Origin of the sequence: Pseudooceanicola lipolyticus, assembly GCF_002786325.1 — a bacterium.
GTDB classification, from domain to species: Bacteria; Pseudomonadota; Alphaproteobacteria; order Rhodobacterales; family Rhodobacteraceae; genus Pseudooceanicola_C; species Pseudooceanicola_C lipolyticus.
Window position 1 is genome coordinate 1 of the sequence record NZ_PGTB01000060.1, and the last position, 23198, is coordinate 23198.

Annotated in this window: 17 protein-coding genes, 1 tRNA gene and 1 pseudogene; 8 read left to right on the plus strand and 11 right to left on the minus strand. The window is 63.1% G+C overall.

Features of this window, described 5'->3' with window-relative positions; all coding sequences use genetic code 11:
• Positions 1–110: pseudogene (locus CVM52_RS27735) on the plus strand (nucleotidyltransferase family protein); the annotation flags it as partial.
• A gap of 145 nt (positions 111–255) precedes the next feature.
• A complete protein-coding gene (locus CVM52_RS14105) occupies positions 256–714 on the plus strand; it encodes a DUF2267 domain-containing protein (protein WP_100163135.1) in 459 nt (152 codons plus the stop codon).
• Between the two features lie 565 nt (positions 715–1279).
• Here the strand turns inward: CVM52_RS14105 and CVM52_RS14110 are convergent.
• The 3 genes from CVM52_RS14110 to CVM52_RS14120 form a co-directional block, all read right to left on the minus strand.
• Positions 1280–1486, minus strand: coding sequence for a cold-shock protein (locus tag CVM52_RS14110; RefSeq protein WP_100163136.1), 207 nt, complete (start codon positions 1484–1486; stop codon positions 1280–1282).
• A 571-nt stretch (positions 1487–2057) separates the two neighbouring features.
• Positions 2058–4553 (minus strand): Hint domain-containing protein, encoded by a 2496-nt coding sequence (locus tag CVM52_RS14115; RefSeq protein ID WP_100163147.1) that lies wholly within the window; start codon positions 4551–4553, stop codon positions 2058–2060.
• Positions 4554–5331: 778 nt separating this feature from the next.
• Positions 5332–5418: transfer RNA gene (locus CVM52_RS14120), tRNA-Leu, on the minus strand.
• Positions 5419–5562: 144 nt separating this feature from the next.
• Here CVM52_RS14120 and CVM52_RS14125 point away from each other — a divergent pair.
• The 5 genes from CVM52_RS14125 to CVM52_RS14145 all read left to right on the plus strand — a co-directional run bounded on the left by CVM52_RS14125 (position 5563) and on the right by CVM52_RS14145 (position 9676).
• Positions 5563–6141, plus strand: a complete 579-nt coding sequence (locus tag CVM52_RS14125) for a YqaA family protein (RefSeq protein WP_100163137.1) — start codon at positions 5563–5565, stop codon at positions 6139–6141.
• A gap of 8 nt (positions 6142–6149) precedes the next feature.
• A complete protein-coding gene (locus tag CVM52_RS14130; RefSeq protein ID WP_100163138.1) occupies positions 6150–6605 on the plus strand; it encodes a disulfide bond formation protein B in 456 nt (151 codons plus the stop codon).
• Positions 6606–6729: 124 nt separating this feature from the next.
• Positions 6730–7656 (plus strand): arginase, encoded by a 927-nt coding sequence (gene rocF, locus CVM52_RS14135; protein ID WP_100163139.1) that lies wholly within the window; start codon positions 6730–6732, stop codon positions 7654–7656.
• Positions 7657–7664: 8 nt separating this feature from the next.
• Entirely contained in the window at positions 7665–8717 is a 1053-nt protein-coding gene (ocd, locus tag CVM52_RS14140; RefSeq protein ID WP_100163140.1) for an ornithine cyclodeaminase, read from the plus strand.
• Positions 8718–8833: 116 nt separating this feature from the next.
• The gene (locus CVM52_RS14145) at positions 8834–9676 is read left to right on the plus strand and encodes a hypothetical protein (RefSeq protein ID WP_100163141.1); all 843 of its coding nucleotides are present in this window, start codon (positions 8834–8836) and stop codon (positions 9674–9676) included.
• A 6-nt stretch (positions 9677–9682) separates the two neighbouring features.
• Here the strand turns inward: CVM52_RS14145 and CVM52_RS14150 are convergent, their stop codons facing one another.
• The 6 genes from CVM52_RS14150 to CVM52_RS14185 all read right to left on the minus strand — a co-directional run bounded on the left by CVM52_RS14150 (position 9683) and on the right by CVM52_RS14185 (position 21532).
• Positions 9683–10915 carry a hypothetical protein gene (locus CVM52_RS14150; RefSeq protein WP_100163142.1) on the minus strand — a complete coding sequence of 411 codons (1233 nt, stop codon included), beginning with the start codon at positions 10913–10915 and terminating at the stop codon, positions 9683–9685.
• Positions 10912–12732: a cysteine peptidase family C39 domain-containing protein gene (locus CVM52_RS14155; RefSeq protein WP_100163143.1), complete on the minus strand. Its 1821-nt coding sequence runs from the start codon at positions 12730–12732 to the stop codon at positions 10912–10914. Before CVM52_RS14155 ends, CVM52_RS14150 begins: the two co-directional genes overlap by 4 nt.
• Positions 12719–14326, minus strand: coding sequence for a hypothetical protein (locus CVM52_RS14160; RefSeq protein ID WP_133119850.1), 1608 nt, complete (start codon positions 14324–14326; stop codon positions 12719–12721). The genes CVM52_RS14155 and CVM52_RS14160 overlap by 14 nt, the downstream gene beginning before the upstream one ends.
• 216 nt (positions 14327–14542) lie before the next feature.
• On the minus strand, positions 14543–16921 hold the full coding sequence (locus CVM52_RS26915; protein ID WP_172721004.1) for a hypothetical protein: 2379 nt from the start codon (positions 16919–16921) through the stop codon (positions 14543–14545).
• Positions 16922–17191: 270 nt separating this feature from the next.
• Positions 17192–19621 carry a putative sodium/potassium/calcium exchanger gene (locus tag CVM52_RS26920; RefSeq protein WP_172721005.1) on the minus strand — a complete coding sequence of 810 codons (2430 nt, stop codon included), beginning with the start codon at positions 19619–19621 and terminating at the stop codon, positions 17192–17194.
• Positions 19622–20044: 423 nt separating this feature from the next.
• The gene (locus CVM52_RS14185; RefSeq protein ID WP_172721006.1) at positions 20045–21532 is read right to left on the minus strand and encodes a radical SAM/SPASM domain-containing protein; all 1488 of its coding nucleotides are present in this window, start codon (positions 21530–21532) and stop codon (positions 20045–20047) included.
• A gap of 152 nt (positions 21533–21684) precedes the next feature.
• Here CVM52_RS14185 and CVM52_RS27470 point away from each other — a divergent pair, with 152 nt between their 5' ends.
• Positions 21685–21885, plus strand: coding sequence for a hypothetical protein (locus tag CVM52_RS27470; RefSeq protein ID WP_133119851.1), 201 nt, complete (start codon positions 21685–21687; stop codon positions 21883–21885).
• A gap of 201 nt (positions 21886–22086) precedes the next feature.
• Here the strand turns inward: CVM52_RS27470 and CVM52_RS14190 are convergent, their stop codons facing one another.
• Positions 22087–22923, minus strand: a complete 837-nt coding sequence (locus CVM52_RS14190) for a 3-oxoadipate:acetyl-CoA acetyltransferase (protein ID WP_100163146.1) — start codon at positions 22921–22923, stop codon at positions 22087–22089.
• A gap of 66 nt (positions 22924–22989) precedes the next feature.
• A partial coding sequence (locus CVM52_RS26925) for a hypothetical protein (RefSeq protein ID WP_172721007.1) occupies positions 22990–23198 on the minus strand: 209 nt, incomplete at its 5' end.

The window sequence follows — 23198 nt, forward strand, 5'->3', positions numbered from 1 at the left end:
CGGGCGACCGGGTGCAGCTGGTCCCCCTGCCCGGCCAACGCGCCCGCGCCGACCTGGACACGCCCGAAGACTGGGCCGCGTGGCGCGCGCGCCACCGCGATCGGGACTAGCCAAGATCCGGCGATCTTGTTCCAGCGGCTTCAAAGGCGGCAGGAGGTCGGCTTAGCGAACAAAGCGGACGTTGAATTCGTCGACATATTTTGCGAACTGCGCTAGTGCTTCTGGTGAGGAATTTGCAAAAGTATCCAGCTACCCATGCCCATGCCGTGGACATATCGGCACGCCTCCAAGGAGTGGCGCGCCTTCCTCGATGATGCGAAAGAGCGTATGTCCCTTGAGTCAGACAACATGGCTTACACCGCTGTAGATGCGGTTTTTCAGGTGTTCCGGCGTCGGCTAACCGCTCAAGAGGGTTTGGCTTTCGCAAGCGTCTTGCCGAGCGTGCTTCGTGCAATTTTTGTGAATAACTGGGACGTGACTGAGCCCCGCGCTGCATTTGATGACCGCGAAAAACTGGTTTCCGAAGTCCAGAAAGTGCGCGTGAACCACAATCTGACGCCAGACAACGCGATAGAGGCGACAGCATGGGCAGTTCGGCGCTGCACCAACAAAAGAGACTTTGAGCGCGTATTGGCGAAGCTTCCGGCCGAGGCGCTTGCGTTCTGGCATGTCGATGTGGCCGATCCTGCCGAACTGGAACAAAAAATCATCTAACGGCGGCGCAGTGCTTTGCGTTTTGGGCTGCAACCAGTCATCGGGTCTCTCTGGCCTATGTTGGCATCATGAGCATGTTTCTGGCGTCGGTGTCTTGGCATCGCGGGCTTGCGCTTGGGACATCGCCCGTATTGGCCAGATCAACCTTCTCCTGCGTACCACCGCGCTTGGATGGTCTGCGCTCTTTCTCGGAGAACAAATCACCGTCACAGCGATCATCTGCTCGGGCATCGTCTGAGCTACGATGATCGTATGTCTGAAAAGCCGATCCTGACGTTTGTCGCAATGCAGAATTTGGTGGAAGTGGGTTCGAAGCCGACTTCCCCGTCTTGGCGGTGCGCAGTCCAGCTAACCCCGCTTCGCCGGAGGTCCCCCTAGCGGAGCAAGCTATTGTTGGTTGCAGCAACAGCAGTTCATGTGCAGCCAGACAGGGAATATCCATAGAACGCTGTAGCGTGGTACCGACGCTTGAACCTTTAAGGTGTCAACGTTCGTGACCCCGGTCTTGGGGGGTCAAAGAAAAAGGGCGCCCAAGGGCGCCCCATTCCAAACTTGAATCGTCCAATCAGGCGAGCTGAATGTTTTCCGCCGCCTCTCGGCCATCACGGCCGGCTTGTACGTCGTAGGTGACTTTCTGATTGTCGCTAAGACCGGTGAGACCGGCGCGCTCAACAGCAGAAATATGGACGAAGATATCCTTACCACCCGTTTCGGGTGCAATGAAGCCGAAGCCTTTTGTGGTGTTGAACCATTTCACGGTGCCATTGGCCATCGTGAGATCTCCTTTTATTTTCAACCTGTTCGCGGAAGTGCAACAGCGTGGCGCAGTCGGCCGATATCGAGTTCGCTGAAGTCCGGTAGGGAAAGCAGGGGATCGAAAGCAGTAACGTAGCCTGACAGGCATGACCGAGCACAGTGAGTCTGTCCATGCTATTTCGAGATTGACCTTACGTCACCCCGAATTGGCCTCGGTCGATCGGGCGATTGTGATCATCGCAAAACTCAGTTGGGATATTGTCAGATCCGGAGTTGACGATGGATTTGCTCATCTAAATTTCGGCACTCCGCGCAACTGACCCTTACAAGCTCCCCGGCATCCCTTAAGAAACTTTGCGCGCAGGCTGTTCCTGCTTGGGAACGCTACGGGCGTGGCAGTCTTCAATTATCGCGGCGTGTCGAAAAGGGCTTACACCTGGGCTTCCCAGCCTGGCGGCGCGCCTCCGGATCAGTCTCTGCACCATATCCCCAAATACCCGAAAGGCGGGACGATCATCTCGTCCCGCCCCAGGCTCTGCCACGGCAATCCGTGGCAGATGCTGCATAACCGTTGAATTCAGGGGATCTCAGAGCGTGAGCAACCGCGCCTCGTGGCGCTTGAGCGATTTACGCGCCGCCTGGTAGGCATTGATGCCCACTTGCGTCTTCAGCTCGGGGAATAGTTCGTAAATCTCGTTGCGCTGGGCGTTGCCGACCCCTTGCAGCGACTGGTCGCCGGGCTGGAAACTTTCGCTCCAGCTGCCATCCGACAGCACCACCTCGTGCTGGTCGAACATGAAGTGGATATAGGTCACCCGCGGCGCCATCACCGTCTCGACCCCGGGCAGCCCGGTCAGGTGCTTGGCCGCGGCCAGCACTTCGGTCTCGGCGAAATACAGCGCCGTCTTGTCATTGGACACCAGCATCCGGTGGTTCGGGCTGACCATCATGTCGCGTTCCGGCAGCCCGTCGCCCAGGGCGCCCTTGCGGATCAGCACCGGGCGCAGATGTTCGGCGCGCGCCAGATCGGCCGCGCTCAACGTCTTGTGGCCCAGCCAGCCGATCTCGCGGATGCCATTGTCGCGGGTCAGCACCCGGTCGCCCTGGCGCAGGTCCTCGACCGGCCGCGCGCCCTGCGGCGTCGCAATCCGGGTGCCGGGGGTAAAGCAGGGCACCACCTCGATATTGGTGAATTTCAGTGTGCCGGTGACATCGCCATCACCGTCGAGGAATTCCACCGTGCCGTCGAAGCCGTTGCCGTCGCTGTCGGTGACCAGGTCGGTAAAGCGGAAGTCCGTTCCGAAATCGCCGGCAATCTCCAGCGTGTCGTGGTCATTCCCGCCCGAGCCGCCATCGATCACATCGCCCTTGCCGGTAGCGGCATCGACGATGAAGGTGTCCGCATCATCGCCCCCCGACAGCCGGTCGGCGCCTTCGCCGCCGGTGATGGTGTCATCGCCGCCCTCGCCAAAGATGGTATCGTCGCCGGCGCCGCCCAGCAGCACATCGTCGCCCGGCGCGCCCTCGTCGGCGATACCGGCGTCGAAATAGACATCGGTGATCTGGACATGCGAACTGTCGCCGCCATCATTGGTATGGGTGATAACGATCTTGCTGACCGGGCCGTCGATGCCGACCAGCAGCGAATACTTGGCGCTATCCGGCGCGGCGCCGCCGCCTTTCGACGTCGCGGTGTCATCGCCCGGCACCGCGTCCTTGTCCGACAGGATCAGGCCGCTGCCACCGGTCAGTTCAACCGGGATCGCGTGACCCTCGGCGTCATAGGCGCGCACCGACACCACGCTGTCGTGATCGGCATCGTTGATCCGGAACGACACATTGCCAACCGCTTCGGAAAACTCCAGCGCGACGGTGGCGGTGGCGCAATCCTTCTCGGTCTCGATCGCCAGGTTGCTGTCCGGGTTCACCGGCCCCAGGTCGCCGGTGTCGATACCCTCGACCAAACCGTCATCGGATTCCCATTCGACCTGCGCATGGCGATAGCTGTTCAGGATCGAAAAGCTGACATCGACGCTGCCGGTGTTCTGGGTAAAACCGCCGGCGTCGCGCTCGTCGGAAAAGCCCGGCCCCTCGGACCAGCGGAACACCTCGCGCCCGGTTTCGAAATCGCCGCCGGGCAGATTGGAATCGCCGTAGATCACATCGTCGCCGGCGCCGCCTTCGACCGTATCCGAACCGCTGCCGGCATAGATGGTGTCGTTGCCCTCGCCCGCCCGCACCGTGTCATCCCCGGCGCCAGCATCAACGATATCGTCATCGGGCGCCTGCCCGGGCAGGATGGCATCGCCATTGTCGATACGGTCGCCCTCGGGATCGCCCGTATAGGCCAGGTCGATCAGATCGTCGCCATCGGTGCCCTCGACCACGCCGTCCAGCGCCGGATCGAACAACACTGCGCCGTCGAGGATCGCCAGATAGTCGATATGGCCGTCGAAATAGTGATCGAACTTGCCATCGTCCTTTTCCTCGGCGCCGATGGTAAAGCTCTGGCCGTCATTGTCGGTGATGTCGAAGGTCAGGCCGGTGACTTCCGAACCGCCGGTGAAGGACGTGCCGTCGGTCAGGTTCTCCACCAGCACCTTGTTGCCGGTGGCCGCGTCCCAGGAATAGGTCACCCGGATCTCGTCGCAAAGCCCGGCAAAGCCCTTGCCGGTGGACAGCAGCGACACGTTGCAATCATCGGCATGCAGCACCTGCACCGCGCCGGTCTCGGTCACGCGGACCTCGAAAAAGCCCTCCTTGCCGGCATCGGCCTTTTCGCCACGGCTGACCACGGTGGCATAGTCATCGCACCAGCCCGGATCGCCGGTCTGTTCGAACTGCACCATGACGGTCCCGGCAGCCAGGTCGAAGGGCGTGTCGTTGCCCTGCACGTCGAACCGAGCGCTGCGTCCGTCGGTCTTGAAATACCCGTTGGAGAACTGGCCATAGCCGAATTTCTCGCCATTCTGGGCAATCCCATCATCCAGCCCGGTATCCTTGGTTTCGGATCCGCGCAGAAAATCCCACAGGCCGATCACATCGGCGGAATACGGGTTGGTGAAGTTGCTCGCACTCGTCATCGTCATCTCCCTGGCGGTGCAAACACCGCCACCCGCAGCCCTGCGGAACCGTTAACTACAGCTGGTGCGACGATCCGAGGATCGGCGGCAGCACCCGGCGCATGCGAAGATGGTCAGACACGGGTGCCGAGACAGGCCCTCGGACCTGCCATTTCAGCAGCCAAAGCTCGCCCAGGACCGGGCAAATCCCGGACCCCGCGCAAACGCGTGTCTTCCGCATCCTCGGAATGCGAACTTGTGCGGCCGCCCCCGCGACCAACAGACATTGCCCCCCACTCAGGCAGGTTTATTTCTACTGAAGGCCCCGGATCCTCGAAAGCTAAATTTTGCCGAAAGGTCACCACGATTCCGCCACAATTGCGCGGTGCCGGGTTCCTGAACCGTGCTGATTGTTTCCAATTCCCTCTCCAGAGAGGGCAGATTTCCCCCGGAGCGCCTTGAAAACCCAGGGTTTATTGCGCTCGCGCTGCGTTGCGGCAAGATCTTGTTTCCACCGGCGCAACAGCCTGCGGCACGCCCCCCGGCAGCCTGCCGCTGCCCGGTTTCGGCCCGTTCCCGCCCACATTCTAGGCCGGTTTAGAAACGATAACGGGCATTTGACCCCGATTGCTCAACCAATGGATACAACCTGCCCGCCTTGCCCCCGAATCGCCGGGCCAAACCGGAGAATCGGGCAAAACTATGTCCGGTCGCACCCAGCGGCGGGGCATCGCCGATTCCACCAACAGCCGTGCCGCACCGCCCGGCGGCGGTGTTACCTGTTTCGGAACTCTGAGGCTGGTACCCAAGGTCGGACTCGAACCGACAAGGCCGTTAAGCCGGGGGATTTTGAATCCCCTGCGTCTACCAATTCCGCCACTTGGGCCTCGGCGATGGTCTATCGTCGAGGCACTGCGCCGTCCAGTGGCAAATTCAGGGCGGCCGCTTCGCATCGGGGAGTTGACGGTGCCGCGCGTCCATGTTTTGCCATGCCCTGACGCCCGCTTTCGGGCCAAGCGGAGCGCCTGTGATGATGAAACGCCTCTACGACCGGGTGATGGAACTGGCCGGGCATCCGCAGGCGCTGTGGTGGTTGGCGCTGGTCTCCTTCATCGAAAGCTCGGTCTTCCCGATCCCGCCCGATGTGATGATGATTCCGATGATCATCGCCCGCCCGACACGGGCCTGGCTGATCGCGCTGGTTGCGCTGGTGGCCTCGGTCGCCGGCGGGCTGCTGGGCTATGCCATCGGCGCGCTGGCCTTCGAAACCATCGGCCAGCCGATCCTGTCCAGCCTGGGCAAGGGCGACGCCATGGCCGAGTTCAACACCCGGTTCAATGATTTCGGCTTCTGGGCGGTGCTGGTGGCCGGGGTCACGCCGTTCCCCTACAAGGTGATCACCATCATGTCCGGCTGGACCGCCATGCCGCTGGGCACTTTCATTGCCACCTCTATCCTCGCGCGGGCATTGCGGTTTTTCGTGGTCGCCGGCCTGCTGCGGGTGTTCGGCGCACCAATTCGTGAATTCATTGAACGCCGCCTGGGTCTTGTCTTTACCCTCTTCATCGTGGTTCTGATCGGCGGGTTCGCATTGGTGAAGTATCTGTGACACGCAACATGTCGATCTGCCTGGCCGCCGGCGGCTCGGCCGCGCTGCTGCTGGGCGCGTTCGCCTTCCAGCATCTGGGCGGTCTCGCCCCCTGCAAAATGTGCATCTGGCAGCGCTGGCCGCATGGCGCGGCGATCGTGCTGGGCCTGCTGGCGCTGGTCCTGCCCGGCCCGGTGCTGCCGGTGCTGGGTGCGCTGGCGGCGCTGGCGACCGGCGGTATCGGCCTTTACCACACCGGCGTCGAACAGGGCTGGTGGCAGGGGCCGACCACCTGCACCGCCGCGCCGGTGGGCGGGCTGACCCCCGGCGAGCTGATGGACCATATCATGAACGCCCCGCTGGTCCGCTGTGACGAGGTGCCGTGGCAGCTGTTCAGCCTGTCGATGGCCAGCTGGAACATGCTGCTGTCGCTGGGGCTGGCAGCGATCTGGCTGATCGCCGCGCGCAAGTCGCTGGCCGCCTGACCCGCCGCCGGGCCGGTTTTATCGCCGGTTTCGCGCCGCTGCCCCCAAATTGCCCAAATCCGACACTGGAAAGCAGCGCGAAACGGCGGATACTGGGACGGTACCGCAACAGCATCGAGCCGTCATGAAACCGAAAACCTGCATCCTGATCGGCGCCCCCGTGGACAGCGGCAAGCGCCGCACCGGCTGTCTGATGGGCCCTGACGCCTACCGCACCGCCGGCATCATCGCGGCCCTCAGCGGGCTGGGCCTGAAGGTCGAGGATATGGGCAACCTGTCGCCCGCCTCCTTCACCCCCGACACCAATGACGGCAAGCTGCACGCCCCCAATGAAACCATCGCCTGGACCCATCGGCTGATCCGCGAAAGCGAACGCGCCATCGGCCGCGGCCTGCCGATCTTCATGGGCGGCGATCACAGCCTGTCACTGGGCACCGTCGTGGGCGTCGCCAATCACGCGGCGGCGCAGGGCCGGCCGCAATTCGTGCTGTGGCTGGACGCACATAGCGATTTCCACACCCCCGAGACCACCGCATCGGGCAATCTGCACGGCACGCCGTTGGCCTATGTCACCGGGCGCAGCGGCTTTGGCGGCTTTCCCCGCGTCGACAATCCGGTGCCCGAAGAGAATATCTGCATCATCGGTCTGCGCTCGGTCGATGCCGAGGAACGCGCCGCGCTGGAGGATACCAATATCGGCTATCACGACATGCGCGAGATCGACGAACAGGGCATTTCGCGCCCGCTGACCGCCTTTCTCGAACGGGTGGAACAGGCCAATGGCTTCCTGCATGTCTCGCTCGATGTCGATTTCCTCGACCCCTATATGGCGCCCGGCGTCGGCACCACCGTGCCCGGCGGCATCACCGTGCGCGAAGGCCACCTGGTGATGGAAATCCTGCACGATTACGGGCTGATGACCTCGCTCGACCTGGTCGAACTGAACCCGTTCCTCGACGAACGCGGCCGCACCGCCCAGTTGATGGTCGACCTGGCCGCCTCGGCGCTGGGCCGCCGCGTGTTCGATCGTCCCACCCGCGCCCATATGTGAGCCCCGCCATGATCCCCGTTCCCTCCGACAAGGCCCTGGTTCCCTTCGTCTCGGTCGATGACATGATGCAGCTGATCCACCATATCGGCGTGGAACCGATGCTGCTGGGCCTGGCCGAGTATATCGAGGCCGACTTCCGCCGGTGGGAGCTGTTCGACAAGACCCCGCGCATCGCCTCGCATTCCGCCGAAGGCGTGATCGAACTGATGCCGACCTCGGATGGCGAGGTCTACGGGTTCAAATACGTGAACGGCCACCCCAAGAACACCCGCGAGGGGCTGCAGACGGTGACCGCCTTCGGCCTGCTGGCCGAGGTGGCCACCGGCTATCCGGTGCTGCTCAGCGAGATGACGATGCTGACGGCGATGCGCACCGCCGCCACCTCGGCCATGGTGGCCAAACATCTCGCGCCCCGGGGCGCGCGGGTGATGGCGATGATCGGCAATGGCGCGCAGGCGGAATTCCAGACCCTGGCGATGAAGGCGGTCTGCGGCATCGACACCGTGCGCCTTTATGACATCGACCCGGCCGCCACCGCCAAATGCGCCCGCAACCTCACCGGCCGCGGGCTCGACATCATCGCCTGCGAAAGCCCCGAAGAGGCGATCGAAGGCGCGCAGATCGTCACCACCTGCACCGCCGACAAGCAATATGCCACGATCCTGACCGACAACATGGTCGGCCCCGGCATCCATATCAACGCTATCGGCGGCGATTGCCCCGGCAAGACCGAACTGGCCCCGGCGGTGCTGCAACGTTCGACGATCTTCGTCGAATTCCCGCCGCAGACACGCATCGAGGGCGAGATCCAGCAGCTGGCCCCGGACCACCCGGTTACCGAGTTATGGCAGGTGATCTCGGGCACCGCGCCGGGCCGCACCGCGCCGGAACAGATCACCCTGTTCGACAGCGTCGGCTTTGCCATCGAGGATTTCAGCGCCCTGCGTTACGTGCGCGATCGCCTGCCCGGCACCGGTTATTATCATGACCTCGACCTGCTGGCCGATCCCGACGATCCGCGCGACCTGTTCGGTATGCTGCTCCGCGCCGATCCCGGCTGACGTCACATGCGGCCGCCTGACGCAGCGGCAATCTGCTCGATTGATTGGCGCGGCCTGTCACCGCATCTCCCCTGCCATTGTAACGATGTTGCGACGATAGGAGGAGACCGCCGCACATGACCCAGCCCACCCTGACCCGGGGCGAGATCGACGCCCGTATCACCTTTCACGAGAGCGACCAGATCATGGAGGTCAGCTTTGCCGGACTCCGGATTGAAAGCACCGCCGACATCAACGCCTTTTATGACCGGATCGAAGAGCGCATCACCGCCTCGGGCGAACCGCTCTGGTTCTTCCTGGTGAACTATTCCGGCACCTGGATCGACAGTTCCGCCTGGATCGCCCATTCCCGCAGGGGCCGCGCGCTGAACCAGGCGCATTCCATGGGGTCCGTCCGCTTCGACCTGACCGAGGAAACCCGCGCGCGGATCGAACGCGACGCCGGCACTGAATCCTTCGATCCGAACCTGTTCGCCACCCGCGACGGCGCGCTTGCCCACCTGCGCGGCCTGCCTTCGCAGCGGCGCAAACCGGTCAAATCCACCGCCAGCATCAGCCGCGCCGACCTGAACTGGCGGATCGGGTTTCATCCGCAAGAGGGCATCATGGAAGCCGATTTCTCCAATCTCTCCTTCGAGAACGTACGCGACGTGAACGAGGTTTTCAATTTCATCGAAGACCAGATCGCGGCCACCGGCCGGCAGTGGTATTTCCTGGTCAATTACGACGGCACCCGCATTCAATCGCCGGCCTGGGTGCAATATGCGCGGCGCGGCAAAAACCTGAATGAAACCTGGTCGCTTGGGTCGGTGCGCTATGCGCCGGGATCGGAAACCGAAACCGACATCCGGCTGCGCGCCCAAAGCCAGGGCTTCCGGCCGAATATCCGCAACACCCGCGAAGAGGCGCTGCAGCGGATCGAGGAAATGAAAGCCGAACAGGTCGAAAAGGTCGAATAGACCGGGTTATTTCGTCAGCACCGCCAGCCGCCGGTTCGCCACCTGCGCCAGCGATACGGTCGAACGCGAGATCGACAGCAGGATCACCACCGGCGCCACCTTGAACAGTGAGGTGTTGACCAGCGAATCCGCGGTACTGACCGCCAGCATCTGGAACCCGGCGGCGATCGGAAAGGCATAGGCGGCAAAGATGATGCCGAATGACACCGCGATGGCGATGTCCTGCGTCAGCCGGAACCGCGCCTGCCGCGACCGGGTGCGCGCCAGCATGTCGCCATGCCGGCGCATCCGGTCGCGCAGCACCGCCTTCTTGGCGCTGCGCAGCGCCGGCGGCGCAAAGGCATCATTGCTGGCCCGGAACGACAGGAATGCCTGTTCCAGCCGGGTTTCCGCCCGGTCCAGCGCCACGCCCAGCGCGCGCAGCATGCTGGTATCGCCGATGATCATCGTCACCACCACCAGCGCCACGATCACCCCGATCACCACCAGCGGCGAGATGAAATAGACGAAACACAGCAGCAGCAGAAAGCCGAACACCACCGCCTCTTCGTCGCGCTTGCGGTCGTGATCCTTCAGGATATTGCCCACCGTCTTCAGGGTGAGCGTGCCATGATCGGCCTTGCGGTATTCAAACCGGAACTGTTCGCTGATCCGCTCCAGCCCCTGTTCGCTCAGCGCCTTGGTCCGGGTCCGCAGCCCCACCGCCAGCAAGCCGATGCCCACCGCCAGCGCGAAGATCAGCGCAAAGGGTTCGATGGCGTGACGTTCGACACCGGCGCGCACCGCGTAGAACAGCACGATCACCGACAGCACCGACAACAGCTTGGCGCCCAGACGCAGCCCCTTGGCCCGCGACAGTTCCGGTTGCAGCAGGCTTTTCATACGTGTCGCCAGCGCCTCGGTGCCCTCGACCCCGCCCAGCAGGATACCCTGCAGATCGACGATGGCGCAGGCATCCTCGCCCGCCGGCACCGGAAATTTACGGGTCACCCGCCATTCGCCGTGCATCGGATCCCAGCGGGCAATGTCGCCCTGCCGCCCCTGTTGCCGCAACCGCAGCGCGTAGGAGGCCCGCGGCGCCGCCGCCGGATCAGCGGGGGTGGTCCAGCGTGCCGCCGAAATCCGGCTGCTGCCGGCCTCGGAAAAGAAGAAATCCACCGGCAGCGCCGCCAGTTCCGGCGCCACGGCCGCTTCGCGATAGGGCCAGATGTCGCCCAGGACAGGATATTGCACACTCATGATCTCAACTCGTCTGAACCCGTGTCCGCCTGCACCAGCGTCAGCCGCGACATCGTCAGATGCGCGGCATGGCGCAGTCCGGTTTGACCCAGCCGCGCCTGCAACTCTGCCACCGGCATCTTGTTGCGATAATCCCAGAACACCGGCAGATCGCCCGGTGCGCAGCTGTGCAGGTTGCGCAGCAACGGGTCTTTCTGCTGTTTCTCGACCACCGGCTGCGCCTTCACCGCCACCGGCAGCGTGCCGCCGCCCCGGGTCTCGCGGGCGATCAGCAGGTGGTCGAAATCGGCCTGCGTCGCGTCCTGGCCCGGCCCGAAGATGCGCACCGCGCCGGCCTCGGGGCGGTCGCCCTCGCTCAGCTCGCCCAGCGCGTGGCGCACTACGTCGGCCATGATCATCCGCTGTTCGCGCACCGTCAGGTCCGGCTGCTGCAGCGATTGGGTCAGCTTGGAAATCCCCTCGATCCGCAGCATGTCGCCGCTGCGCGCAACCTTCAGCGGCACCTCGCCCAGCAGTTTCTGCCGGCGCAGCGGCACCTCGACCCCCACCAGCGACGGCACCGCCTCGGCCGGGGCCAGCAGCGGCATCACCAGCCGCGCCCGGCGGAAATCCAGCGGCACGATCTGCATCGCCGTCAGGATCCAGAACATCAGCGCCACCGGCGGCAGGTCGGCCAGCAGCACGCCGAACCCGGCAAAGCCGATCACGCTCCACTTCGCCACCTCGCCCAGCGCATCCGGCGCCACCGTCTTGCCCGGCAGCCCCAGCCGCTGGCCCAGCCGCGAATAGCGGCCGATACCGGGCCGGACCGACCGGCGGCAGACCTGGATATCGTCCAGCTGCATCAGCAGCAGCAGGCACAGGAACAGCCCGGCATGGATCGCGGCGATGATCGGGCTCAGCACGATCAGCAACAGGGTCAAGCCAAACATCGCGCCCAGCGCCGCTGGGATCTGCGCCTGCTGCGGCAGCGACAGGATCAGCCCCCGCCGGATCGTGCCGGAGACATCGCGCTCCATCCGGCCGCGAAATCCGTTTAGGTCGCGGTCGCGCACCGTCACCCGCAACAACCCGCGCCAGAACCGCGACTGGCGCCGCCGCGCCCAGTCATCCTCGCCCCCGACCCGCACCTGCCGCGCCAGCAGCAGCAGACCACCACAGGCGGCGATCACCGCGACAATCGCCAGCAGCGACGGGAAACTCGCATGGTTCAGCACCAGGAACAGCACCGCCACCAGGCACAGCAACAACGCACATTCCAGCAGGCGCGCCGCCAGACCGGCCAGGAACAGCGCCGCCGTGTCCAGGCGGCGCGGCCGGGCACCGCCCACCACCTGCCCCGCACCCACAGGCGCCGGCAGTTTCGACCGGGCCGGTTTGCGCACCTCCAGCAGCTTGCCGGAATACAGCGCGGTGAAATCCGCCATCGGGTAATAGACCGGCCCCATCGCCGGATCGAACACCAGAACGCCGCGCCGCCCGCAGGTCAGCAGCACCACGTAATGTTGCTGCTGCATATGCAGGATCGCGCGCCCGGCAATCTTGTGCAGGCTGGCCGCCGGCACCGCCAGGGCCGCCGCCTCGATGCCCTGCTGTTCCTCGAAATACCGCCGCAGCGCCTCCAGCGAACTGCCGGCGCAATCGGGGTTCAGCGCCTCCGAGGCCAAGACCGGGTCCGCCTTGCGGCCGATCATGTTCAGCACCGTCAGGGCCGAGGCGACGCCGCAATCGGTGCGCGCGGTCTGCATCACGAACCTGCGCCGGTGGCGCAGCAGCGCCAGCGTGGCCGATGCCCAGAAGATGCTAGATCTCGGCATTTTTAGCCATCAGGAAGTTGAACAGCGATTGCCGCGCCAGCGGAAAGCTCAGATGCACCACCGCGCCGGGCAGATGCGAGATCTCCTCGGCGGAACTTTCCGACACCTCGACCACCACCTGGCTCAGCACGCCCCGGCGGATGATCTTGTCGGCCAGCGACTGGTTGCCCAGGCGGATGCCCAGTTCGCGGGTGTCCACGGTCGACACGTCGCGTTTCAGCAGGGTTGCATCGAAGACGATCTCCGAGCCGGTGCGAGTATCGTTGATCGACCCGCGCACCCGCTGCCCCGGTTGCAGCACCACGGAATGGCGGTTCTCCAGGAAACCGATGATCTCGCGGCTGGGCCCTGCCGCCTGCCGCGCGCCGAAACTATCGGGGAGCGAGATATCCGCCACCACCTGGACCGGCCGGTCAAAGGCATCCCGCGCCCGCGCCGAGGTGATGGCCACCCGGTCCTGCGGCAGGCGGGCCAGCGCCACGAAAACCGACACCACGTCGATGGCGCCGATGGTCTGTTCGTCCTGGCTGATCTCTTTCACCGCCAGCCCGGCGTCTTCCAGCGCCGCGCGCATCGCCGCGCGGTCGACCGGCAGGGACAGCTCCACCTCGCGCGGGCCATGATGCAGGGTGATCGCCCCCTGCTGCGGAGCGCCATAGATCAGGAACGAGATCCCCGCCACCGGCGTGCCGGTGGCCAGCAGCCGCAGCGCATCGGCCCGCGCCACATCGGCGCGGCTGGCCTGCAGCGTCCGCATGTCGACCGAAACCTCGTTGGCAATCGCCACCTGCGGCAACATCGCCTTGGCGAGATAGCGCGCCTCGGTCTCGGCATGTTGCTTGTCGCGCAGGCGGTCCAGTTCGGCGATCTGCGCTTCCAGATCGGCGATCTGCCGCGCCAGGATCTCGATTTCGGCCTCGTCGATCGAATTGGAATAGATCAGGTCATTCTGCCCCTTGACCATGTCCAGGATCATCTTGTCGGTGGAAAAGGTCGCCCCCTTCGAGGTGATCACCGACAGCCGGTCGGACTGGATGTCTTCCATCATCGTGGCGATCCGCTGCGCCGGCAGCGCCGAGGCTTCCTTGGACTTCTTCACCAGTTCTTCCAGCTGCGCCAGCTGGGCCAGACGCTCTTCGTTCAGGCTGGTGATGTCCGACAGGCTTTCCAGGGTGAAATCCTGCAGCGCCGCCAGCACCTCGGCAGTGTCGGCGATCAGCACGTCACGCGCCGCCACCCGGCCCGCCGTGGCGGTTTTCTTGGCGCGGTCGCGGTCGATCTCGACCTGGAGTTTCGATGTCTTTTCAAGGTGATCGGCATCGACCTTGGCCAGTTCGCGATGCATCGTGCCCAGCAGCAGCGCGTTTTCCGCCACCGCCTCGGAATAGGTCACAGCCGATACGATCTGGCCGGGCTGGAACTGCCCCTCATCCGAGGCGAAGTGCAACACCGTGCCCGCCTCGGTGGCGCGGATGGTGCGAACACCGCCGGGATTCACGATCAGGCCAAAGCCATCCACCGCGAAGGACACCGGCACATAAAACACCGCCAGCGCCGCAAGGATCAGACCGATCGAGACTGAAAACAGTTTCATCACCACTTCCCTCTGACATCTGCCGCCCAACCCGTGCCGGCAAAGCGTGCGGCCCGCATGGCCTCTTACGCCGGGATAACACGCGGCGGACAATCGCCGCTGTAAAGGACATCACATTCCGCAATTAGGGCGCAAGCCCCGCGCCGGGCCGACGGCGGGCGGACCGAAGCCGCCCGCCTGTCGCTGATCCGGTGCCGGCCGCATCGCACCCCGGGCTTAGAAATGGGTGTCGAACTCGTCCAGCCCGCCGCCCAGATCGGCGCCATAAACCGCGGCGTCGCCATCGGCCTCGGTGTCGGCGCCGGAATCGAGCGCGCATGTATCCGTGCCACAGGCCTCCTCGGCGGAACGGTCCACGTCCGAACCGCAGACATAGCCGTCACAGGCGCCGTCGGCCGTGCCCTCCCGTGCGGATGCGGGTTCGTCGCCCTCGTCGCCCTCGTCGCCTTCATTGTTTTCGTCGCCCTCGTCATCTTCGTCGTTCTCATCGTCCTCGTTGCCTTCGTTGCCTTCGTTGCCCTCGTTGTTCTCGTCGCCCTCGTTATTTTCATTGGCCTCGTCGCCTTCGTCATGCTCGTCGTCTTCGTCGCGTTCGTTATCTTCGTTGCCTTCGTCGTTCTCGTTGCCCTCGTCGCCTTCGTCGCCTTCGTTGCCGTTGTTCTCGTTCTCGTCGCCTTCGTCGCCCTCGTCGCCCTCGTCGTGCTCGTTATCCTCGTTGCCCTCGTTATTCTCGTTGCCCTCGTCATTCTCGTTATTCTCGTTGTCCTCGTTGCGCTCGTCGCCCTCGTTGCCCTCATCGCCCTCGTCGAATTCGTCGTCCTCGTTGCCTTCATTGCCCTCGTTGTTTTCATCGCCTTCGTCGTTCACGAAATCCTCGTTGCCCTCGTCGCCTTCGTCATTCTCGTCGCGCTCGTCGCCCTCGTCGCCTTCATTGGCCTCGTCATTCTCGTCCCCCTCGTCGAACTCGTCGCCGTTGAAGTCGGGATCGGGGCCTCTGGTCGGCTCGTTCTCCTCGTTGCCTTCATTCCCCTCGTTGCCCTCGTTGCCTTCGTTGGACTCGTTGGCTTCGTCATCCTCGTTGCCTTCGTTGTTCTCGTCGCCCTCGTTATCCTCGTTGTGTTCGTTGAATTCGTCATTCTCGTCGCCTTCATCGCCCTCGTCGTGCTCGTTGCCCTCGTTGTCCTCGTCGCCTTCATCCTCCTCATTATCCTCGTTATCCTCGTTGCCCTCGTCGGCCTCGTCGCCTTCATTCCCCTCGTCGTCGAGATTGCGTTCATCGCCCTCGTTATTCTCGTCGCCCTCGTCCCGTTCGTTGCCTTCATTGCCTTCGTTGCCGGTGTCGCCGGTCACGAATTCATCGCCCTCGTTGTTCTCGTCGCCCTCATCGCCTTCGTTATCCTCGTTCGCCTCGTTGCCTTCATTGAACTCGTCGCCTTCATCGCCCTCGTCACCCTCGTTGCCCTCGTTCAATTCATTGCCTTCGTCGCCCTCATCCCCCTCATTGTCCTCGTTGCCTTCGTTCAGCTCGTCGCCTTCATCCCTTTCATCGCCCTCGTTATCCTCGTTGCCCTCGTCGCCTTCGTCATTCTCGTTGAACTCATCGCCGTCATTGGGCTGACCGTTGCCATCCTCCTCGTTCTCGTTGCCCTCGTTGTTCTCGTTGCCCTCGTCACCTTCGTTATTCTCGTTGCCGCCGGCGAAGTCCTCATTGCCCTCGTTGCCTTCATTGCCTTCGTCGCCTTCGTCATCCTCGTCGTCTTCGTTTGATTCATTGCCCTCGTTGCCCTCGTCTTTCTCGTTGTTCTCGTTATCCTCGTTGCGCTCGTCGCCCTCGTTGTTCTCGTCGCCCTCGTCGTCCTCATCATCCTCGTTGCTTTCGTCGCCCTCGTTGCCCTCGTCATTCTCGTCGAACTCGTTTCCCTCATTGCCCTCGTTTCCAGGTCCGGCCTCGTTGCCCTCATTGCCCTCGTCGCCCTCGTTGTTCTCGTCGGATTCGTCGCCCTCGTTGTCCTCGTTGCCTTCGTCGTCCTCGTTGAACTCGTCGCCCTCATCGCCCTCGTTATCCTCGTTGGCCTCGTCGAACTCGTCCTTCTCGTCGAACTCGTCGCCCTCATCGTCCTCGTTGCCTTCGTCGCCCTCGTTGAACTCGTCGTTCTCGTCGCTTTCGTTGTCCTCGTTGCCCTCCTCCCCTTCGTCGCCATCATTGTCCCTCAGCGGGCCGAAGGTTTCGTCGCCCTCATTATCCTCGTTGCCCTCGTTGCCCTCGTTGCGCTCGTCCCCCTCGTCCCTTTCGTTATCCTCGTCGCCCTCGTCGTTCTCGTTGTCCTCGTCATCCTCGTTGGCCTCGTCCCCCTCGTCATTCTCATCGCCCTCATTGCGCTCGTTATCCTCGTCATCCTCGTTGTCCTCGTTGCCCTCGTCGTTCTCGTCGCCATTGTTTTCGTGAAATTCCGGATCGGGCCGGGGCATCCCGCCCCGCACCGCGGCGGCCGCGTCCGGGGCCAGCACCCGGATGTCCCGCGCCGCCGCCAGGTCCCCTGGGTCACGGCTGAGAACAGCGGTTGCGGTCTTGCGGATGATGGCTGCGATGGTCATGAGAATACCCCCCTGAGATCTGGCGATTGCATTGAACCGTCCAGAGCCCCAGTTGCCCTGAACGCATTGGCGGGGCGGCCGGGCCGCAAGGGCACCCGCCGCGGTTGAACTCCGGGTTCGGATTGCGGAACCCCAAAATGCAAAACCGCCCCGTTGGGGGCGGTTCGCGTTGTTTCGTCTGGTCCGGTCCGGGGGGTGCAGGCCGGGTGGGATCGCTGATTTTGCGTCTCTCCTCATCGGCCTGCCTCCTCCTTTTACCAGATCAAGGTCTCAGACACCCGGATCGAACTCGTCCAGGCCGCCGCCAAGGTCGGCGCCGATGGCGTCGGAGAAGTCTCCGTCATCCGTCGCACCGCCCGCATCGATGGCGCAGGCATCGGTGCCGCAGGCATCGCCGTCTTCGGCGCCACCATCCGCTCCGCAGGCGAACCCGCGCGGAGCCGAAGCTTCGTCACCTTCGTTGCCCTCGTCGCCTTCGTCATTCGGCGTGTTCTCATTGCCTTCGTTCCCTTCGTCGAGGCCCTTCTCGTCGCCCTCGTCACCTTCGTTGCCTTCATTGCCTTCGTTCCCTTCGTCGAGGCCCTTTTCGTCGCCCTCGTCGCCTTCATTGCCTTCGTCGCCTTCGTTGCCCTCGTCATTGGGCTCACCGCTTTCGTCGCCTTCGTTGCCTTCGTCGACACCCTTCTCGTTGCCTTCGTCGCCTTCGTTGCCTTCGTTGCCTTCATTGCCCTCGTCGACACCTTTTTCGTTGCCTTCGTCGCCCTCGTTACCTTCGTCGCCCTCGTTGCCCTCGTCATTGGGCGTGGACTCGTTGCCTTCGTCGCCTTCGTCATTGGGCGAGGTGTCTTCGTCACCCTCGTCGCCTTCATCGCCTTCGTCGTTTTCGTCGCCTTCATCTCCTTCGTCGCCTTCGTCGTTTTCGTTGCCTTCGTTGCCTTCGTTGTTCTCGTCGGCTTCGTCGCCTTCGTCGCCTTCATCCTGTTCGTCGCCTTCGTCGGCTTCGTCACCTTCGTCGCCTTCGTCGCCTTCGAAGCCTTCATTGCCTTCGTCGCCTTCATCGGCTTCGTCGCCTTCGTCGCCTTCGTCGTCTTCGTTGCCTTCGTTGGCTTCGTCGCCTTCGTCGCCTTCGTCGCCTTCGTTGCCTTCGTCGCCTTCGTCATTGGGCGAGGCTTCGTTGCCTTCATTGCCTTCGTCGGCCTCGTCGCCTTCGTCGCCTTCGTTGCCTTCGTTGGCTTCGTCGCCTTCGTCGCCTTCGTCGCCCTCGTTGCCCTCGTTGTCTTCGTCGTTTTCGTCGCCGATCGACTCGTTGCCCTCTTCGCCCTCGTCGCCTTCGTCGCCTTCGTTGCCTTCGTCGCCTTCGTCGGCTTCGTTGCCTTCGTTGCCTTCGTTACCTTCGTCGCCTTCGTCGTTTTCGTCGCCTTCGTTGTCTTCGTTGCCTTCGTCGCCTTCGTTGCCTTCATTGCCTTCGTTGTCCTCGTCGCCCTCGTCGCCGATGGACTCGTCGCCTTCTTCACCTTCGTTGCCTTCGTTGCCCTCGTTGTTTTCGTCACCTTCGTCGCCTTCGGTGCCTTCATTGCCTTCGTCGCCTTCGTCGCCTTCGTCACCCTCGTTGTTTTCGTTGTCTTCGTCGCCTTCATTGCCTTCGTTGTCTTCGTTTTCGTTGCCTTCGTTGCCTTCGTCGCCTTCGTTGTCTTCGTTGCCTTCGTTGCCTTCGTCGTTGAACGCTAGGAAGCCTTCCTCGTCACCTTCATCGTCCTCGTTATTCTCGTTGCCTTCGTCGCCTTCGTTGCCTTCGTCATCCTCGTTGCCTTCATTGTCCTCGTCGCTTTCATCGCCTTCATTGCCTTCCTGGAAGAAGATGTCGGTTTCGTCGCCTTCGTCGTTTTCGTTGCCTTCGTCGTTTTCGTCGCCCTCGTCGCCTTCATTGTTTTCGTTGTCTTCGTTATTCTCGTTGCCTTCGTTACCCTCGTCGCCTTCGTTGTCTTCGTTGCCTTCGTCGCCGATGGACTCGTCGCCTTCTTCGCCCTCGTCGCCTTCGTTGCCTTCGTTGCCTTCCTGGTTGAACAGGCCGGTTTCGTCGCCTTCGTCGCCTTCGTTGCCCTCGTTGCCTTCGTCGCCTTCGTCGTTTTCGTCGCCTTCGTTGTCTTCGTTGTTCTCGTTGCCTTCGTTGCCTTCGTCGCCTTCGTTGTCCTCGTTGCCTTCGTCGCCTTCATTGCCTTCCTGGAAGAAGATGTCGGTTTCGTCGCCTTCGTCGTTTTCGTTGGCTTCGTCGCCTTCGTCGCCCTCGTTGCCTTCGTTGCCTTCGTCGCCTTCGTCATTGGGCGAGGCTTCGTTGCCTTCATTGCCTTCGTCGGCCTCGTCGCCCTCGTCGCCTTCGTTGCCTTCGTTGTCCTCGTCGCCTTCGTTGCCGATGCTTTCGTCGCCTTCGTTGCCTTCGTTGCCTTCGTCGTTCTCGTCGCCTTCGTCGCCTTCGTTGTTCTCGTCGGCTTCGTCGCCTTCGTCGTTTTCGTCGTCTTCGTTACCCTCGTCGCCTTCATCGGCCTCGTTGCCGGAGTCCTCGGCTTGTTCGAGGTCGGGCACCGGCATGCCGCCGGTCACGGCCAGGGCCTCTTCGGCGCTCAGCTCGGTGATGTCGTGGGAAATGTCATCCGCCTGAATACGGGTGGCAGTGGTGGAAAAAAGGATTGCCTTGAAAGTCATTGTTCATCTCCAGTCTGGGTCCAGCCTTGGGTCCGGCCTCTGGCCGGGGGTTGGCGGTCAGCGCCCGAAATCGGCGGCGACCTGGCGGCTGGCAGGGTGGGATCCGGGGCGGTGCGGCATCAGCCCACCGGCGGTCCGGATCATGTGGGGTGAGGAATGCAGACCATGCATCCTCCCCGCTGTCGGTCGCATATGGCGCCAGTAACGGGTCAGAGATGTAAGGTTGCCCCGACGCCGCGGGATGCGGCAGCAGGTGTGGCACGCCTGGCAAAGTCGGCCGGTGGAGGAGAGCCGAAACGGAATTTCTCGAATGCTTCGATCAGATGTCATAGCTATTCGCGCTCCTTCGGTTGGAACCGGTTCACGGACCAGTTCCTGCCTGATGGGCCCAATAAAAGCGGGCCCGATCGCGACGGCTTGGCGCTACTGCGGATGTTGCAGCGCACCATGAATTGCCTGAATGGAATCAAACGTGTGCCGATTCCCTGTGAGCAATCCATCAGCCCGGACCGTGGGGCTGTTCTCGGCGTCCCAGTCACGATCTGAGACAAAGCCACGCGCCTTGGCGCGCAGGAACAGCTGTTCGGCCATATTGAATTTCAAACTCGGGCACGGCAGCTTGCCGGTCTCGCCCGAGGCGTAATCGTTGTGAATGAACTTGAACGCGCAGGCACCGCCGCAGGCCGGCAACAGCGTGCAGCCGCGGCAGACCTCGTTATCGAAGGGCGACCAGTCGGTCCATTTCTGTTCGGTTGTCGCATCGGACCGGCGCGGCGCGGAGATCACGCTGCCGACCCGGCGGTTGGAATCCATCACCGTGTCCCAGCACTTGTGGAGGTCGCCATTGGGCACCACGACATAGCTGTTGGGCTTTACTGCCGTGCACATGCCCAGGAACCGCGGCATCTTGGGCAGCGCCATCAGCCCCTTTTCAAAGGCCAGGTCCTGCAGCCGGTTTTCGACATCGGCATAGTCGGTCTTGGACAGGCAGCTGTCGCAGCCGCCGGCATTTTCGGCAATGGATTCGACCGGCGCGAAATAGACCGAGACGCCATTGTGAACGCCCAGGCCATTCTGCTGCAACACATCGAGCAGGCGCAGCGCCTCGGCCTCGTTATTGCCGTCGATATTGACCCGCACCGACACCTTCAGCAGGCGCCGGTCGGTCACCGCCTTGATGTTCTCGATAATCTTGTCGAAGGTGCCGCGCCCGCTGGTCAGGTGGCGGCGGCTGTCATGCGCCTCGGCATCGCCGTCGATGGTGATCTGCACCCGCGACACGCGGGCCTGCTTCAGCTTTTCGGCCACCGGAACGGTCATCTTGTAGCCGTTCGAGATCATCATCGAGCTGTATTTGATGCCATGCGCGTCGCAATAGGCGATGGCATCGGCCGAGATCTCCCAGATGCTGTCCATATCCATCAGCGGCTCGCCGCCATACCAGGTCAGGTGGAAACTGCGCTTGCCCCGCAGCCGGTCGTGCAGGAACGCCTTGGTGGCTTCGCGCACCTTCGGGGTCATCCGGGTCAGCGGCTTGTCCAGCCCCTGGAAACAGTAATGGCAGCCGAAATTGCAGGACAGTGTCGGCGCGATGGTCAGCATCATGTGGCTGTCGGAATGGCGCGCCCGATCGTAAGATGCGCGCACCGCGCCAACCTCGTCGGTGGCCGCGTTGACCACATAGCCGCCCTGGACAAAGCCGCGATAGGCCGCCGAATAAGGCAGCGCCCGCGCCATCTCCAGATCCTGCCACAGCGCCATATCCTCGGCGTCCCAGATCGAAAACGACTGCGACACCGTGTTATAGGCCAGATGGCGTCCGCCGGTCATCGGCACCACCACGGTATAGCGCGAAGGCTTGATGCTGGTGGTGTCCTGCTGGGGGGCGGTGCGGATCTGACCGTCAGGCATGGCGTCGTTCCTTTCCGTCGCGTGTTTCAAACTCGGGACCAGTGAACGACAGAATCGCCGCGCTGACTGTGAAGCAGTTCGCATTGTTTCGGATTGGAGAACGCCGCAGCGCCGGTTTGAGGAAACGGAGAAGGCCGGGGAAGCGTCTGTCAATGGCCCGCGAAAAACCCACGCCGGATCCGGCGCTCAGGTCAAGGCACGGGTCAGTAGCGACCGACAATGTTCTCCCCCCTCCGCAATCGTTACTCAAAAATGGTCTTGGTGATGCGATGCAGCTTTCAAATTCATCAAGTAATTTCTTTTCACTGCGCCGCAGCCGCGGGGAAAAAAATGCAAAGCCCGACGTCAATTAACGCAAAAATCATACCACGTACGGGCCTGATTTTCCACCACAGCCACCGCGCAGGTCAACAACAACCTGAAACTGGCCTCGTAACGTGCTGATTTCAATAAATATTCCTGACGCGGCAGCACCCGCGCCCCGCGTTCACGCCAGTGATGGCAGCAGAATCAACGCTTTCGGGCCGTCAGGACCAGGGGAACAAGGGCGCCGATCAGGCCGCCGCGCGCAGTCCCAGCAGCGACCGCGCGGTCGCGCAGTCGGCGACGGGGCGGTGGTATTTCTCGCAGATTTCCACCGTACGCCGCACCAGCGCCGCGTTGGACGGGGCCAGCCGCTCGCGGTCCAGCCGCACATTGTCTTCCAGACCGGTCCGGGCATGGCCGCCTGCGGCGATCGCCCAGTCGTTCAACACCATCTGGTTGGCGCCGATCCCCGCCGCGCACCACGGCGCGTCCTCTCCGAACAGGCGGTGCACGGTCTGCACGTAGAAATCGAAGACCGCGCGATCGGCGGGCATGGCGTTTTTCACACCCATCACGAATTGCACATAGGGCGTCTGCGGGATCTGGCCCTTGCGGTGCATCTCGGCCGCTTTCAGGATATGCGACAGATCAAAGGCTTCGATCTCGGGCTTGATCCCGTAGGTCACCATTTCCGCTGCCAGCCAATCGACCAGATCGGGCGGGTTTTCATAAACCCGCGTCGGGAAATTGTTCGACCCCACCGACAACGAGGCCATGTCCGGCGCCAGCGGCAGCATGCCGCCGCGTGCCTGCCCCGCGCCCGACCGGCCACCGGTCGAGAACTGGATCACCATACCGGGGCAATGTTTCTCCAGCCCTTCCTTGAGACGGGCGAATTTTTCCGGATCCGAACTGGGCGTCTGATCGTCGTTGCGCACATGGGCATGGCAGATCGTGGCCCCGGCCTCGAAGGCTTCCTGGGTGCTTTCCACCTGTTCGCTGACGGTGATCGGCACCGCGGGATTATCAGTCTTGGTGGGCACCGAGCCGGTGATCGCAACGCAGATGATACAGGGCTGTGACATGGCTCAGGATTACCCCGTTTCGGGTTACCGTACCAGTGTCTTGTCGATCCGGCCCTTCAGCGCAAACTAAGGGGCGATCAGGCTGTGCCAGATGTCCAGCAGCGCGCCGCGCCGGTCCTCTGCCAATACCGCCACCATCCCCCGGCCGGCGCCACTGACCGACAGAACCAACCGCCCATCGGGCAGCGGCAGCAGCGAACACAGCGGGGCGCGGCCACCGACTTGCGTCGCGCCTTCCGGCGCGCGCCCGGCAAAGGCGCGCAGCGGGGCGATCA